This is a genomic window from Aporhodopirellula rubra (genome assembly GCF_014192335.1).
GTDB classification, from domain to species: domain Bacteria; phylum Planctomycetota; class Planctomycetia; order Pirellulales; family Pirellulaceae; genus Rhodopirellula; species Rhodopirellula rubra.
Window position 1 is genome coordinate 405095 of sequence record NZ_JACHXU010000001.1, and the last position, 15189, is coordinate 420283.

The 15189-nt window shown below is 58.6% G+C and carries 10 protein-coding genes; 3 read left to right on the forward strand and 7 right to left on the reverse strand.

Annotated elements, in window-relative coordinates:
* Window positions 1-117 precede the first annotated feature (117 nt).
* The 3 genes from atpF to FHS27_RS01380 all read right to left on the reverse strand — a co-directional run bounded on the left by atpF (window position 118) and on the right by FHS27_RS01380 (window position 4126).
* On the reverse strand, window positions 118-843 hold the full coding sequence (atpF, locus tag FHS27_RS01370) for a F0F1 ATP synthase subunit B (RefSeq protein WP_184300664.1): 726 nt from the start codon (window positions 841-843) through the stop codon (window positions 118-120).
* Between the two features lie 93 nt (window positions 844-936).
* Window positions 937-1194 (reverse strand): ATP synthase F0 subunit C, encoded by a 258-nt coding sequence (gene atpE, locus FHS27_RS01375; RefSeq protein ID WP_009101262.1) that lies wholly within the window; start codon window positions 1192-1194, stop codon window positions 937-939.
* A 487-nt stretch (window positions 1195-1681) separates the two neighbouring features.
* Window positions 1682-4126 (reverse strand): hypothetical protein, encoded by a 2445-nt coding sequence (locus FHS27_RS01380; protein ID WP_184300667.1) that lies wholly within the window; start codon window positions 4124-4126, stop codon window positions 1682-1684.
* Window positions 4127-4225: 99 nt separating this feature from the next.
* Here FHS27_RS01380 and mnmG point away from each other — a divergent pair, with 99 nt between their 5' ends.
* Window positions 4226-6076 (forward strand): tRNA uridine-5-carboxymethylaminomethyl(34) synthesis enzyme MnmG, encoded by a 1851-nt coding sequence (gene mnmG, locus FHS27_RS01385; protein ID WP_184300670.1) that lies wholly within the window; start codon window positions 4226-4228, stop codon window positions 6074-6076.
* A gap of 166 nt (window positions 6077-6242) precedes the next feature.
* On the opposite strand, the gene FHS27_RS01390 is transcribed toward mnmG, so the two are convergent.
* Together FHS27_RS01390 and FHS27_RS01395 are read right to left on the reverse strand one after the other, a co-directional pair.
* Window positions 6243-6866 (reverse strand): hypothetical protein, encoded by a 624-nt coding sequence (locus FHS27_RS01390; protein ID WP_246418977.1) that lies wholly within the window; start codon window positions 6864-6866, stop codon window positions 6243-6245.
* A 52-nt stretch (window positions 6867-6918) separates the two neighbouring features.
* A complete protein-coding gene (locus FHS27_RS01395) occupies window positions 6919-7752 on the reverse strand; it encodes an SDR family NAD(P)-dependent oxidoreductase (RefSeq protein WP_184300673.1) in 834 nt (277 codons plus the stop codon).
* A 114-nt stretch (window positions 7753-7866) separates the two neighbouring features.
* Here FHS27_RS01395 and pyk point away from each other — a divergent pair, with 114 nt between their 5' ends.
* The gene (gene pyk, locus FHS27_RS01400) at window positions 7867-9315 is read left to right on the forward strand and encodes a pyruvate kinase (RefSeq protein ID WP_184300676.1); all 1449 of its coding nucleotides are present in this window, start codon (window positions 7867-7869) and stop codon (window positions 9313-9315) included.
* Between the two features lie 123 nt (window positions 9316-9438).
* Here pyk and FHS27_RS01405 read toward each other — a convergent pair whose 3' ends face one another.
* Both FHS27_RS01405 and ilvD read right to left on the reverse strand, forming a co-directional pair.
* A complete protein-coding gene (locus FHS27_RS01405) occupies window positions 9439-11919 on the reverse strand; it encodes a multiheme c-type cytochrome (protein ID WP_184300679.1) in 2481 nt (826 codons plus the stop codon).
* Window positions 11920-12247: 328 nt separating this feature from the next.
* The gene (gene ilvD, locus FHS27_RS01410) at window positions 12248-13948 is read right to left on the reverse strand and encodes a dihydroxy-acid dehydratase (protein WP_184300681.1); all 1701 of its coding nucleotides are present in this window, start codon (window positions 13946-13948) and stop codon (window positions 12248-12250) included.
* 100 nt (window positions 13949-14048) lie between these two features.
* Between ilvD and FHS27_RS01415 the strand changes: the two genes are divergently transcribed.
* The gene (locus FHS27_RS01415; protein ID WP_184300684.1) at window positions 14049-14924 is read left to right on the forward strand and encodes a 3-keto-disaccharide hydrolase; all 876 of its coding nucleotides are present in this window, start codon (window positions 14049-14051) and stop codon (window positions 14922-14924) included.
* The last annotated feature ends 265 nt before the right edge of the window (window positions 14925-15189 follow it).

Below are 15189 nucleotides of genomic sequence, written 5' to 3' on the forward strand. Positions count from 1 at the left end.
CAAGGCTTTGAGGCCTGGGATCTTCAGCGGCATCGGCGATTCGCACTCATTCGAAGAATCACTGTGTCCGCCTCAGAAACAGGGCAATTGCGGCACTCGTGGCGTGCCGCAATCAATTTAGTTCTGGCTGGGCAACCGCTGCATCGCTTGCTGGATCAAATCGGCGTGATCTTCCGGAGAGAGTTCACGACCGACAACACCGCGAGCGACTTGCATCGCCATGTCAGAAGTCTTCGAGGCGATTTCCGCCATCGCGACTTTCTTTGCATTTTCAATATCGGCGACTGCACGTTCGCGTTGAGCGGCGGCCTCCGTCTTGGCTTGCTCGACGATCTTTTGGCCGTTTGCTTCGGCGTCGCGTCGGGCTTCCGCCAACATCGCTTGCGTCTGCACTGCCGCTTCATCGAGTTTCGATTGATATCCTGCCAAGATCGCTTGAGCTTCCGCGTTGGCTTTCTCGGCTGACTCCAAATCTTCGCGAATCTTGTCTTCGCGAGATTGCAGGCCGCCCAGAACGTTTGGCCACACAAAGATGGACAAAACCGCCAGCACGCAAACAAAGATCACCAAGTTCCAGAACGCCGATCCGAAATCGAACGACAGGATCGGTGTCTTGGCTTCGTCGGAATGCTCATCGTGCTCCGACGCAGTTTCATCGTCATGCGACACGACATCGTCATCATGCTCGTGGTCGGCATGATCTGCATCCACTTCGACGTCGGCGTAAACCGTCGTCGGTGCGGAGACCATGGCGACACCAGCGACACCGACCATGACCGGCAACGTTGCCGGCACAGGAAGGCTCAAACAGGACATCAGACAAAGGGCGAGAAGGCGTTTCATCTATCAGCTCGGTGACAAACTTCGTTGCGAAATGCGAATCGCGAGTGAGGGTTCACCCACGACACGGGGAGTTTCAGCGTCGAATCGCGACGACTAAGCGGCGCGACAGAGCAGGATGAACACGAGTGCGATGACGGTCGCACCTTCGATCAGAGCCGCCGCGATAATCATGGCGGTCTGGATGCGTCCGCCGGCTTCAGGTTGACGGGACATCGCGTCGACGGCGCTACCACCGATACGACCGATACCGAGACCGGCACCAACGATGATCAAACCGATACCGATACCGAGACCCATGCGTCCGAAGTCGTTCGCGACAGCCTGGGCCAAAATCATTGCCATTTCCAACATCTTCTAAGAGCTCCGTAAATTTTTGAGCGGGTAAACAGGGGGTGAATGGTCAGGTAATCGATCGGAAAACATTCCGTTGCCGTCGAAGGATACGAAGGATACTTCGATCGGCCTGAGGTGGAAGCCCCGCCCGAGATTCATGAGGGGGCAAAGCATAAGGAAATTCAGTGCGAATCGTCGATGGGGCAAAACTCACTAAATTGTCAAGAACGCACATTTTTTAGCCCGGGAAAGCCGATCGCGACAAAATGCCACGCCTGCAGCGGCGAGTGTACCGACTCGCTGAGACTCTGTCAGATGTCTGCGCCACCGCGAGCAAGTTTTTTTGGCTCTCGGCCGAATCCGAGGCTCGCCCCAGTTGTCTCACAATGCCCTCGACCGCATCAGCGGATTCATGCGACTCGGTTTCGAGGTCATGGAGCATTGCTGCCACGGGTTCGGAGACATGTGATGCACGTCCCCGTCAATGGCTGACCGCGCGTCGAAGTTATCGAGTTGGAATCGAACGGAACGCTCTGATTCTCGCGCGTGGTGCCAATCCGCGGGTGTCGATTGGTTCTTCGAGCACGTACCCGCCGACGTTTCCGGCTTGGTCGGTCGCGTCGATTCGCAGATAGATCTGACGTGGCAATTGAGGATCGGCGGGCCACACATAGTCGCCGATGTTACGCAGTCCGGCCGCGATCGTCGTCCACGGTCCGCTCGGTGAATCACTGAACGCGAGCGTGATCGGACGTGAGCTCAAATACCGATCTTCGCAGTGGTACGCGATCACGAGAGAGCCCGCCCGGTCGCCTTCGCCGTACTTTGCACCGGAGATGCCAACGACGGGATCGGTTTGGTCAACGACGACCACAATGTCGGGTGCGTCGCCGGCGAGTGGAGACGGGCTTTTGAGACCATTGGAGGCGACGACGACGATTTGAAATCCGAAGATGCCTTCGCCATTGGTCTCGATGTCGAACGGGCTGACCTTGTCCGGGTCGCTGCCCCACTTCTTCCATGTTTGTCCGCCATCGGTTGTTCCGTAGAGTTCGATCTCTTCGACCCCGCGGCCTCCGATCGCTTCGATTTCGTAGTCCAAACTGAATTGGTTGCTATCGCTATGGCGAACGACCGCACGTTGAGCCAGTCGCTCGAGGTTGAGCGGATCGACGGACGTCACCGGGACACGGCGTTGTTCGCGTGATGCGGAGTCGGTCGAATCCAGTGGCAATTGACCGGGAGCGACCGGACGCGTCTCGGGTTTGGTGCTGAATTGGCGGCTCGGGTTGCGAGTCCGGTTGCTGTCGACCGGCGACCATGGCGATGGGACGGGATCGGTCTCCGATTGCGACTCGTCCACCTCACGCGTCGCCGGCCGGTTGAGCTGAGTCGGTGCCGGTCGTTGGCCTTCGGGGGCTGGAATGTTCTCGGTAACGAACGGAGTTTGCGGCGTGGCGTTGTCCTGTTTCGCGGCCGGCGTTGAGCCTGTCGAAGTTCTTGGTGTGGAGGCTCGCGGTGTCGCGGGAGCGGTTGCCGGAGTCGTTGACCGGGCTGCAGGTGGGGGCGCTGAAGGTTGCGTCGCTGCGGGTTGCATTTGTGGTGTTACGTCGAGCGGCCGCATCGCCTCGGCAGGCGTCTTGGCGGGCGCGGGAGCCGGTGCCTCCGCAGGTGGCGTTGGCAACATCTCGGTGCCAAAGGTGCTCGCGTTGGGCAGCATCTCGATACCGGGAGCGGACCGGCCGAAGTCTTGACTGATCTGGTCGGCGGTCGACGGGAGAGGCAGTGCCGGTGAATTTCCCGCGAGGGTGGCCGTGGTCGGGTTGCGTGCGATCTGTGGGTTGTTGATTTGAGGATTGATCGCTGGAACACCGGCGCCTGGAGCACCTACGAGAGGTCGGCTGCTGTAAATCGATGGCGCCTCGTTGCTGTAGCCCAACGGTGTGTTGTTGGGTTGGTTGGTCTGCGGCGGGGCTCCGTACGGCGTGTTGGCGTAAGGGGCGTTCGTGTAGGGCGAAATGCCGTGTTGGAGATTCGCCGATTGCGGGGGCGCCGGGTATTGAGGGCCCGCTGGGTATTGCGGGCTCATGAGGTGTTGGTTCGCCGGTGGTTGGCTCGCGGGATTGCCGTAGAGCGGGTTGCCGGCACCGAGCGGGCTGGAGGCGAACCGGGTGGATGCGGCGACCGCGACACGTGGTTTTTGCACGCGTTTCTTGACGATCGTTTCATTTCCCGCGCGATCGAGAACGCGTAGCCGCAGCGATAGTTGTTGCCATTGATCGGTGGGTTCGAACGAGAATCGACCACCCTCTTCGGTGCGATCCACCCGCGCCGTTTGCCACTGCTGCAGCGTGTCGGTGACGTAGTGAACGGTGATCTGCGACGCACCCGTGGCGTCTTCGACGGCGAAGCTAGCGGTGACTTTGCCGTCGGCGTCGGCTTCCGCGATCAGATCAACGACCGGTTGGGTCGTGTCGACGGTGACTTTGAGTTCCGGGTCGATCGGCCCGGGCGGGTGCGGCCGGCCACTGGAGTCGATCGTGCGAGTCGCGAACCAGAACGTGCCATCGGGTGTTTCGGAGACTTTGAACTGCCCCACGCTCGGTGATTGACGATCGAGCAAGCGCCACTCGCCCGGTTCGGTCGCAGTGGTGGTGGCGGTGTCTGCAGCAATCCCACGATTTGATTCGGCGGGCGTGCCTGCTGGGATCGCCATGTACAGGTGCACTTCACGCGGCTGCGAACCGCCGGCGGCAATGTTGAACGGAATTTGGAACGAACCCGACCCCAAGACAACGTCCGTCACGCCTTGCGCGAGTCCGGTTCCCGGTGCCATCGCCAAGGCAGCGGCCGCCGCGAGAGCGATAAGTCGACGTCGTCCCGCAACCGAGAATTTGCGATTTTGCAATAGATTCGTGGTCTTGGCACTTCGGTGCTGTTCAAATCGCATGGTTTGGTCAAAATCGAAGGGTTGCGGGCACGCGCAGCGTTTCGACGAAAAAACGCCTCGTTACGGTTATCGGCACTTCCTCATTGCGGACTTCAGCATTTGAATCGCGCTCATCCTCAAAATCGTTATGACTATGACGTCGTCGTCATCGGCGCAGGCCATGCCGGTACCGAAGCGGCAGCGGCGGCGGCACGTCTCGGCGCCAAAACCGCTCTCTTGACGACGAATCTCGATACCGTCGGTCAAATGTCGTGTAATCCCGCGATCGGCGGTGTCGCGAAGGGCCAGATCGTCCGGGAAGTCGACGCGCTCGGCGGATTGATGGGAGAGGCGATCGACGCCACCGGCATTCAGTTTCGAATGCTCAACCGCCGAAAAGGTCCCGCCATGCACAGCCCGCGGGCTCAGGCGGACAAGAAGGCGTACCAGAACCACATCAAGTGGCAGATCGAATCGCAACCCAACCTCGATCTCAGGCAAGAAACCGTCGAAGACCTGATCACCGAAGCCGTCCCCTCGGACCAGTCCGACGGGTTGGCGGCGCAGCGGGTTGTGGGAGTCGCCGTTCGTGGCGACGCGGTCTACTACGCCAAAACCGTTGTCCTAACCACGGGCACGTTCTTGCAAGCGATCATGCACACCGGGGAAGCCCAGAGTGCCGGCGGGCGTGCGGGCGAAGGCACGACAGCAGGAATCAGCGGAGCGTTGAACCGGTTGGGGTTCGAACTCGATCGATTCAAAACCGGAACGCCACCACGACTCAACGCACGCACGATCGATTACTCGCAACTCGAAGAGCAGCCCGGTGACGATGACCCTCAGGCGTTCAGTTATCTGACACGATCGCTCGACATCGAGCAGATGCCTTGTCACATCGCTCACACCAATGATGCCGTCCACGAACTGATTCGGCAAAATCTCTCGCGTGCGCCGATGTACAGCGGCCAGATCGACTCGCGCGGTCCGCGTTATTGTCCTTCGATCGAAGACAAAGTCGTGCGTTTCGCGGACAAGTCGAGCCATCAATTGTTCCTCGAACCCGAGGGCCGCCAGACTCACGAAGTCTACGTCAACGGGATCTCGACCAGCCTCCCACGCGATGTTCAGGATGCCATGTTCCGGTTAATTCCGGGCCTCGAAAACGCGTCGATCATGCGATACGGCTACGCAGTCGAATACGATTACTGTCCCCCCACTCAGTTGTGGCCGCATCTGGAATCAAAAACCGTGGCGGGCTTGTTCCTCGCCGGACAGATCAATGGAACGACGGGCTACGAAGAGGCCGCCGGTCAAGGATTGGTAGCCGGTCTGAACGCCGCACGCACCGTCGCCGGTCAATCGACTTGGGTGCCCTCCCGCCAAGACGCCTATCTCGGTGTGCTCGTCGATGATCTCGTGACCGCGGGAACCGATGAGCCCTATCGGATGTTTACCAGTCGTGCCGAGTACCGTCTGTTGCTGCGTCAAGACAATGCGGATCGTCGATTGACCGCGATGGCGGATGAGCTCGGTTTGATTTCTGCGGAGCGGCGTCAGCGATTCTCTCACAAGCTCGAACAGATTCGACTGGGCCGTGAGATGCTCTCCTCCGCCCGTGTCGAACAGACTCCCGCGGATGTGTATCTGCGTCGTCCCGAAGTGACCTGGGACGTGATTTGCGATCTCGTTCCGGAGTTACAAGCCATTGAACCGGAGGCCGCCGCACAGTGCTGCGTCGACATCAAGTACGCCGGTTATATCGATCGACAGCAAATGGAAGTCGACAAGCAACAGCGGATGAGTGAGAAGCGGATACCGGTCTCGTTCGATTACGGCCGAATCACGCCATTGCGAAATGAAGCTCGTGAAAAGTTCATGAAGGTTCGACCGCTGAATCTCGCCCAGGCCAAACGGATCAGCGGAATCACACCCGCCGACATCGCGTTAGTACTTGCTCATTTGGAGCGATAAATACGCGAGTCGATTGGCGGCAATTTCGGCGACTCGAATCGCGATTGATTCACAGGATGGGGATTCATCGCAGGCGAACGCGATCCTGTTTTTGCTGTCGCCACCGTTCTCAAACAGTGGACCACGTGGCGAATTATTAAGAAATCGCCTCATTTTTCAGTGAGTTCTAGTTTGCCCGCATCGTGTCGGCGAACGTGTTCACGCTCAAACGTAATGCTGACAGGCAGCGGGAGAACACGGGGTGGAAGTCATCCGGTTCGGCGAGGAACAAGCTCACCATCGCCCATGTGTTCTTTTCGGTCAGGAAGACCTTAGCGACTTTAGTGTCTTTGGTCGCTTTGAGCGCGGCGACTTGAGCTCGCAAACGCTCGTCTTCGTTCTCAATGGACCAAAAGTTCGGGTAGGCCAATCGCATCAAGTTTGGATCGTCTTCAGAGATCAGCAGATAGTACGTGCGTCCTTCGAATTTGAACGCGACGTCGCCGTCTTCATCGACACGCGGTGAGTACCCTTCCGTTCGAAGGAACTCCATGTGGCTCTCTTGCATCTTTTCGACGGTCCACGTCACCGGCTTTTCGCTGCTCAATGCCGCTTTGTCTTGTGCCCGGCAGGGGCTCGCGACGAACGCGAACGCCATCGCTAGGGTGGCTGCGGTCAGGGTGATTGTCTTGATGATGGCTCGCATCTCGCTGTCCTCGTCGTCTTCTGATTCGGGGCAATGCCGCGGTGCACCGGAGCACGCGGTCGGCTGACTGTCATGGTACCCCTTCAATGCAAAAGCGTGGGGCAAAGCGGTCAGACGCTGAAGAAGTTTTTCAGACAGAAGGTGTTGGGCGTACGCGTTACTTCGACGATTTTCGACTGAGGATCCAATCAGCGAATTTGGGAGAGATTGCGTTGATCCCCATCAACAGCCGCGTTTTGGCTGGCATGATGATTTCGATTTCTCGCTTTTCGATGCATCGAAGGGCGGCGTCGGCAACGTCAACCGGATCGAGCTGTTTGAGTTTGGCGCCGCCGCCGGGGGCTGCGGCATCGGCGGGCACGTTGGAATCGGCATCGACGCCGTAGCGGTTCGGCGAATGATTGCCCGCGATCGGGCCTGGGCAAACCAAGCCGACGTGCACCCCGTCGGCTTCACATTCCATTCTCATTTGCCGAGTCAGTCCGGCTAACGCGTGTTTGACGACCACGTAACCGCCAAGGAATCGTGGGGCGACACGGGAAGCGAGGGATCCGATGTTCACGATCGCGCCTCGGGTTTGACGCAGCGCGGGCAAACACGCTTGGCTGCATTGCAGCGCGCTGATCACGTTGGCGTCAAACAGTTCGCGAAGAGTTTGGGCGTCCAGGTCTTCGATCCGTCCACGGTCGCTGCGGCCGACAACGTTGACCAACGCGTCGAGTCGGCCGAACGCTCCGAGATGAGCTTCGACGGCGCGTTGGGTGTCGTCGGGTGAAGTGGCATTGGCAACCACCGCGATCAACCGAGATGGATCTATGTTCGCGCCGGCAAGGTCGATACGAGCGGCCTCGAGTCGATCGGCGTCACGTCCCAAAATCGAGACCGCGTAACCTCGTGCCAGTAACCGCCGCGCGATCACCAGTCCAAGGCCTGAGGATCCGCCGCTGACCATGGCTGCGGGGGGAGTTGGTGCTGTTTTCTCGGTCGCCATCCTCGGTGTTTCCTCTGTTGCTTAGCAAACGAAGCGGCATCGGATACATTTCTGCTTTCGATGCCCACGACTCGGTGCCATTGCCGGCGCCTCATTCATTTAAAAGCCTGTTGTATGCCACGTCCCCGATTGAACGAAGCCCGCACGAAAATTGTTGCCACCGTGGGACCCGCGTGTGACAGCGTCGAGCAACTCGCTGATTTGATCGAAGAGGGCGTGGACGTCTTTCGAATCAACAGCGCCCACGGGACGATCGAACAGCACGCTCAGAAACTCGCGAATATTCGTGAAGCGTCCAAGCAAACCGGATTTCCGGTCGGCGTTTTGATGGATTTGGCGGGGCCGAAAATCCGACTAGGCGAGCTTTCTGCTGAGCCCCTGTATTGCCAACTCGGTGCCAAACTCGCGTTCGTGCGTGGCACCGAAAAGTGCAACGATGGGGAACTGACCAGCACCTACCCTCGCCTGATTGACGAGCTTAAAAAAGGTGATCGCGTGATGTTGGCCGACGGGACGGTCTCGTTGCAGGTGCACGCGGTGACGCCGACCCGGGCCGAGTGCGTGGTGGTCGCCGCAGGCGAAATTCGCAGTCGGCAGGGGATCAATCTTCCCGGCGTGAAGCTGTCCGTGGCGGCGATGTTGCCGTCGGACATCGAAACCGCGATCTGGGCGGCAAAGAACGAAATCGATTTCATCAGCCTCTCGTTCGTCCGCAGTGCCGAAGACGTCCGCAGTCTCAAAGATCTGCTCAACAGCTACGAGTGCCGCGCCCTCGTCATTGCAAAGATTGAAAAGCCCGAAGCCCTCGATGACCTTGACCGGATTGTGCAAGAGGCCGACGGGATCATGGTCGCTCGCGGTGACCTCGGTGTCGAAATCGATGTGGCCGAAACGCCGGTCGCACAAAAGCGAATCATTGCGACGTGCAAACGCTTTATGAAACCGGTGATTGTCGCGACCCAAATGCTCGAGTCGATGCACCACAGCGCCCGGCCGACGCGTGCCGAAGCGTCTGATGTTGCCAACGCCGTGATCGACGGGACCGACGCTTGTATGTTGAGCGGTGAGACGGCGATTGGCGAATTTCCTCGCGAGAGCGTCGCGACGATGAACCGGATCATGCGCAAGACCGAAGAGCACTTGCTCGGTTCGTTGCAGTTCCCCTGCGGCGACATCGAGGAGATGCACCGGACGACGCAGGCTGTCACTCGGGCGGGAATCGAAGTCGCCGAGGCGATTGGCAGTAAGCTGATTGCGATCGCAACGCACAGCGGCGGAACCGCGTGGGTGAAGAGTAACACGCGTTCGCTCATCCCGACGGTCGCTGTGAGTGATCACTTGGCATCGGTTCGGCGCATGAACCTGTTCTGGGGAATCGAACCAATTTTCTGCGAGGACATCGAGGACACCGAACACTTGATCGAACAGGTCTCACGTTGGGCATGTCACCAAACCGAGGACGGCGAGTCCATCATTCGTCCTGGTGACACGATGGTCGTTGTCAGCGGCAGTGATATTGTCCTGGGGGCAGACAACGTGATCTCGGTGCACACGCTTTCGTAGTCTCTACTAGATCGGTCCGCGTGTTTTCACGCACATTCAGGTCGCCCGGCGAAAACGGGCGTTTAAATAATGCGATCAGCGAGGCGAGATTCGACGGGTGAATCGGCTCGATGCCGGCTCGTTTTATACCGCCCGGCGTCTACGTCGAAACCACAACGCCGCGCCGGCGCACGCCAGCGGTAATCCGATGAATCCGAACGCCTGCGTCCACGCACTCATCAACACGATTTTGTGGATCAGGGAATTGTGCTGAGCGGCGGTGACGGGCATTTGACCGGTGTACTGCGCGACGTGGTGCAGCAGGCTAACCGCGAGTGATTGCGTTGGGATTTCTTGGTGGCACGACAGGCAGGCACCGTGGCGACTCATGCGTGCCCGTTCGTCATTGTTAAGTGGTCGAGAGAGTTTGAAGTGGTGGCCGATCGTTTGCAATTGATTGCCTTCTTCGTCAACGATTCGTGACCAATCGTTGGCCAGGTTTTCGATCGGTTCCAGTTGTGGCTGCGTCCGCTGTGGCAGGATTTCGCCGTCGATCGTTTCGATGTCGACGGTGAGACGTTGGTTCGGTGGTCTCGTGGAACGACCGCCATCGATCCCGAATCCGAGGGCTTTTTCAGACGTGTGGCACGATTCGCAACTGCGAGCGTTTTTCGTCATTGTGTGCGGCTGAGTCGGAGACATGTCGATTGCGAGTTGTCCCCCTTCGCCTCCGCCTTCGGTGCCTTCGGGCGTCTTGAATATATGGTTGGTCAGAATCGGTTTGCCGTCGGCTCCGATAATCGTGACGCTGGGTTGGCACCCGGGAGCCAGCGGCGTGACGCGGCCTTCGCCGTTGACGCCGAGCATCGGTTGTTCCCACCGCAGGTAGCTGCGTTGTTCGGTAATCTTCCCTGGGATCATGAGGTCTGTGTAGTCCGATTCACCGCGATCGGTGCGGTGGTCCGGATCCATGTGGCGTCGTCCCGCGGCGACCCAGTCAAAGTTCTCTTTCGATTCGTTGCATTCGGGACATTTGTCCTTTTGGCTGAAGTCGATTTTGACGTGGCAGCCATAGCACTGTGGCGTCCATGAAGCATGGCAACTGTAGCACTCCATTTCCTGCAGGTGGCTGGCGACTCCGCTCATCGCGACGAGGCCGTTTTGGCTGAGCTTGCCTTCGTCTTTGATCTTTTTCAGCGTTGGTGTTCGGAGATCTTTCCCGTTTGCGGTGTGGACGATGATGTCTTCCCCGTCCCGCACGACGTTACCGTAAGGGTTGCCGCGAACGGTTAGCAGGTATCCATCGCCGGGCGGATAGATCGTGCCTTGCAGCGTGTGAGACTCTAGCTGCGTGGTGAGTCCGCGGGGTTCGCCTGTCGCGGCTTCGTCTTCGAACTCGTCCATGAACCCGAGCGGCAGGTCCCACGGATAGATGTCAGGAGTACCGTGGCAATCACTGCATTCGATCTGCACAGCGCCGAGGTTGGCGGCGGCGAGGAATCCGTCGCCGTGGACATCGATTGACGTGTGGCAGTCCTGGCAAGTCATTCCTTTTTGATAGTGAATGTCTTGCTCCATCGCGATGTAATGTTTTGAGTGCAGTTTCGGTTGGCCGCTGCCGTCGGCGGCGAAGGGAGATTCGTAGGGCGTCTCCATGAGTCCTTGGAATGAAACGCCGATTCGTTTGCCGCGGTCGTGACATGTCGTGCATGTTTCGACGGGGATACCTGAATACGTTTTGTCGTGAACGGTCACCTTGGCCTCGCGAGTTCCCTGGATGCTGTGCACGAGCATGTGTCCTGGGGCTTCGCGATCGATCGTTTTGTCATCGCCCTCGTAGAAACCTTCGTTGCCATAGGGAACGTGGCACGAACTGCAACCCATGCCGCGATAGTCGCCTCGCGTTTGTCGACCTTTGACCGCGTGGTGACAACGTTGGCATTCTTGGCGGATGTAGGTGAACGCGGCCAGCGTGGGATCATCGTCGAGACGATCGAGTTCATCGAAACCGAGCGCGTCGGGCAACGCTTCGTGACGATCGACGAAGACCTGCGGCTCCATTTTCTTGAGCCGTTGCATGTACGCTTTGTATGCGTCCGTGCCGAGTCGGTCGTCCGGATTCTCTGGATTCTCGACTGCGTAGTTACCGAACTTATGTTCGTAACCGGTGAGGCCTCCGAATGCCCAACAAACCCCTTGGATTTTTCCCGCCTCTGTCATCATCAAACTCTTCCACTGCACTTCCACGTGTTTGGGGTGGCAGGTTCCGCAGGTTTGATCGTTGACCCATGGGGAGCCGGGATCGAGATAGAATGAGTCCGGGTCGTCACCGCCGTGGGCGATGTGTTTGTCCTCTTTTTCGGTCGGGTCACCACCGTGACAAACCACGCATCCGGCGGTGTCTCCTAGTTCTGTCCCCAGGGCGATGATCTGTTGCATCATCTCGCTGCCTGATTCCCGGATTAGTTCGATTTCGCCGTGACAGGCCATGCAACCGCTCGACGCCGATTCGGGGAAGGCGTCGATCATGCGTTCGGCGGCATCGACGTGTGCGTCGCCGTTCACGGCAACACACAGCAGCGTGGTCACGAAAGCGAGCGTGATGAATCGGGCAGCAGCGTGCATGGGAGGCGACGATCGAGAGCAGCGAAAGAAGAACGAGCCAAGAAAAGGACGCCCAGCTTACTCGTTTTTCCTTTGCACCCGCAGGTCGTTTTCGATGCCGGCGGGTTTTCGCGAAATAAAACCCGAGCGAGTGCTCAGGATTCTACCGTCTGTCTTTTGGCAGCTGGTTATTCGCTCACCCGCCACGTTTCGAAAGCACTCGCCACACTTTCAAGCAACCTTTCGGGGGCCCGCGAAAATGAATCGCCGGCGGGGCTGAGCGTTGCTGCGAGCGGTTGTCGCTCGCAGCAATTACCTCGCAAACGTGGCCATTACCGCGCAAAGAGGCTTATTCGTCCGTGACGCAACCTTCAGACGCACTCTTCACGCACTTGATGTATTTGTACAACGTTCCGCGAGTGGCTTTGAGCGGCGGCGCCGTCCAGGCTTTGCGACGCGTTTCCATTTCGGCGGCGTCGATCTCGACGTCGAGCGAATTGGTTTCCGCGTCGATGGTCACGATATCACCGTCTTGAATCAGACCGAGGGGGCCACCTTCCTGGGCTTCCGGGGTGATGTGTCCGACGATGAATCCGTGGCTGCCGCCGCTGAATCGTCCGTCGGTCAACAACGCCACATCGCTGCCCAATCCGGCGCCCATGATGGCGCTCGTCGGTGTCAACATCTCGGGCATTCCGGGGCCGCCCTTAGGACCTTCGTAACGGATCACGACCACATCGCCTTTTAGGATCTCGCTGCGTTCGAGTGCGGCGAGCATGTCTTCTTCGCTGTCATAAACGCGAGCGGGTCCTGAGAATCGGAGGCCTTCTTTGCCGGTGATTTTTGCGACCGCGCCTTCGGGGGCGAGCGATCCACGCAGGATCCGAATGTGCCCCGATTTCTTGATGGGCGAATCGATCTTGGCAACGATCTTCTGTCCCTCTTTGAGTGAAGGGACTTCTCGCAAGTTTTCAGCCAACGTCTTGCCGGTGACCGTCATGTGTCCGCCGCGAATCAAACCTTGTTCGAGCAGGTATTTCATGACTGCGGGCGTGCCACCGACGCTGTGTAGGTCTTCTTGAACGAAGGCACCGCTAGGTTTTAAGTCGGCGAGGTAAGGCGTCCGGTCGCTGACGCTTTGGAAGTCTTCGATTGTCAGTGGCACGTCCACCGAGCGGGCCATCGCGATCAGGTGCAACACCGCGTTGGTGCTGCCACCGAGAGCCATCAATGTCACCATCGCGTCTTCGAAGGCTTCGCGGGTCATGATGTCGCGAGGTTTGATGTCTTTTTCGAGTAAGTGCAGGATCGCTTTTCCGGCGCGATGGCACTCGTCTTTCTTCTCTTCGTTTTCCGCCGGGATGCTGGCCGAGTACGGCAACGCCATTCCGAGGGCTTCGATCGCGGTTGCCATCGTGTTGGCCGTGTACATCCCGCCGCACGCGCCCGCACCGGGACAACTGCGGCGAACGATTTCGCTCCGTTCTTCTTCGCTGATTTGTCCGGCGATGAATTGACCGTAACACTGGAACGCGCTGACGATGTCGAGCTTTTCGTTCTTGTACGAGCCCGGTTTGATCGTTCCGCCGTAGACCATGATCGCCGGCCGATTCAGGCGGCCCATTGCGATCAAACAACCAGGCATGTTTTTGTCGCAGCCCGGCAACGCGATCAACGCGTCGTACCACTGCGCGGCCATGATCGTCTCGATCGAGTCGGCAATCAGGTCGCGACTCTGCAGCGAGTAGCTCATCCCGTCGGTACCCATCGAGATACCGTCGCTGACACCGATCGTGTTGAAACGCATGCCGACCATGCCCGCGTCAACGACGCCTTTGCGTACCTCTGCGGCGAGGTCGAGCAGGTGCATGTTGCAGCTGTTACCCTCATACCACATGCTGCCAATGCCGATTTGAGGTTTGTTCATGTCGTCGGGGGTCATGCCGGTCGCGTACAGCATCGCCTGCGAAGCCCCTTGGCTCTTCGGTTGGGTCACGTGGCGGCTGTATTTGTTCAGAACGCTCTGGTCGGTTTCGGTAGTGGTGCTCATGTCGAGATCGGAGGTTTCGTTTTTTCAGAATGGGGAAACGATGAGTTGGGTGGGCCCAGAGTATGATCGGTAAATCGTTATCTACAAAGATGAGGCAAAAATGACGCGTTTTACAGGCTGGTACGCCTTTTTCACCGCAATCGTGATCGCGATCGCCCCGTCCACGTTCGCTCAGGAGCCGCCCGCCGCAGACCCAACCGGGCCCGCCGAGGCCCAGAGTGTACAAAAGGTCCAGGAGGGACAGGCGACCCCGAAAACACGTTCGCAGCTTACCGATGTGTCCGACAAGGAGTATGCCCTTCGCTCGCGGCCGCTGTTTGATGGGACGGTTTTGGCCGGATGGGAGGGCAACGCCTATTGGTTCCATACCGAGGGCAACGCGGTCGTGGCGGGGCGTCTGGAAAAACGGATTCCTGAGAATCAATTTCTCTGCACGACCGAGACCTTTGATGACTTCGATTTGCGGATGGAGGTTCGCATGCGGGGCACCAACCCCAACGCGGGCGTGCAATTCCGCTCCCGCCGCCCACGCAGCAGTGATGACATTCCCGCCAACGAAGTGATCGGCTATCAGGCCGACATGGGCAACGCCTGGGGACGCTCGGTTTGGGGCGCGCTGTACGACGAATCCCGCCGACGAAAAATGTTGGTCGAACCGGACGTGCCGTTTGATGTCGAGTGGACCACGGGAGTGGCCAAGGTTTCAGATGACGCCACCACCGATCCCGCTCAAGAGGATTCCGGCGAAATCGATTCAGCAACCAGCGCCCCGTCGAGCGTCCCCGAATCCGCTTGGGTGCAAATGCGAATTGTTTGCAAAGGCGACCAGATCGAGATCTTTCTTAACGGCACTCGCACGGTCGAGTACACCGAAACCGATCCCAAAATCCCACGCGCCGGAGTGATCGGGTTGCAAATACACGGAGGTCCGCCCGCCGAAGCGTGGTACCGAAATATCCGTATCCTTTCGTTCTAGCCAGGTCGGTCTGGCACTACGAAACACGGGGTTTTTCGAAACGCCGATTGTTGCTGTTGGGACATTGTCGCGACCGTGAGGGCGTTGCCGCCTTGCGTTTTTTTTCGATCGATCCGAGCGAGTTCTTCAGCTCACCACTAAATTTCACCCACCTTTTTCGTTCTTCTTTGCAACTTTTGCCGAGACCAAGGGTTTCATGGTTCCCTTGCCAACGATTCTCGTTTGGGCGAACACGCGTTGATGTCTGATGTTTCAGATGTCTCGC

Coding starts and splice junctions, on each gene's coding strand:
- pyk (WP_184300676.1), top strand. CDS start 7,867: ATGCCACGTCCCCGATTGAACGAAGCCCGCACGAAAATTGTTGCCACC.
- FHS27_RS01395 (WP_184300673.1), bottom strand. CDS start 7,752: ATGGCGACCGAGAAAACAGCACCAACTCCCCCCGCAGCCATGGTCAGC.
- FHS27_RS01415 (WP_184300684.1), top strand. CDS start 14,049: ATGACGCGTTTTACAGGCTGGTACGCCTTTTTCACCGCAATCGTGATC.
- FHS27_RS01405 (WP_184300679.1), bottom strand. CDS start 11,919: ATGCACGCTGCTGCCCGATTCATCACGCTCGCTTTCGTGACCACGCTG.
- atpE (WP_009101262.1), bottom strand. CDS start 1,194: ATGTTGGAAATGGCAATGATTTTGGCCCAGGCTGTCGCGAACGACTTC.
- FHS27_RS01380 (WP_184300667.1), bottom strand. CDS start 4,126: ATGCGATTTGAACAGCACCGAAGTGCCAAGACCACGAATCTATTGCAA.
- ilvD (WP_184300681.1), bottom strand. CDS start 13,948: ATGAGCACCACTACCGAAACCGACCAGAGCGTTCTGAACAAATACAGC.
- atpF (WP_184300664.1), bottom strand. CDS start 843: ATGAAACGCCTTCTCGCCCTTTGTCTGATGTCCTGTTTGAGCCTTCCT.